This window comes from Virgibacillus sp. M23, assembly GCF_034190895.1.
GTDB lineage: Bacteria > Bacillota > Bacilli > Bacillales > Amphibacillaceae > Virgibacillus > Virgibacillus salarius.
This window is the reverse complement of the sequence record NZ_JAWDHA010000310.1, coordinates 1-422: the sequence shown is the minus strand read 5'-3', so window position 1 is coordinate 422 and position 422 is coordinate 1. Positions and strand designations below refer to the sequence as shown.

The following is a 422-nucleotide window of genomic DNA, read 5'->3' as shown; positions in this document are numbered from 1 at the left end:
AACAGCGGCACCAGAGTCTTTTCCTGATACGTATTCCAGACCAGTTCCAACGAATGGCGCTTCCGGCTGCATCAAAGGCACAGCCTGACGCTGCATGTTCGCTCCCATGAGGGCACGGTTGGAGTCATCGTTTTCTAAGAACGGGATACATGCTGTCGCAGCAGATACAACCTGCTTAGGCGATACATCCATGTAGTCTACACGGTTTCTGGAAACAACGGTGGTCTCCCCGCGGAAACGTGCTACGATGCTGTCATCAATAAAGGCGCCTTCGTCATCAAGACGAGCGTTCGCTTGAGCGACAACATAGTTATCCTCTTCATCAGCAGTTAAGTAATCGATTCTGCCCGTTACCTTCCCTGTTTCAGGGTCAACGCGGCGGTATGGCGTTTCAATAAAGCCAAAACGATTTACTTTTGCAT

At 50.2% G+C, this 422-nt stretch carries 1 pseudogene; it reads right to left on the bottom strand.

The annotated features are described in order from the left end of the window. Positions 1 to 422, bottom strand: a pseudogene (locus tag RVS70_RS22710) (DNA-directed RNA polymerase subunit beta); the annotation flags it as partial.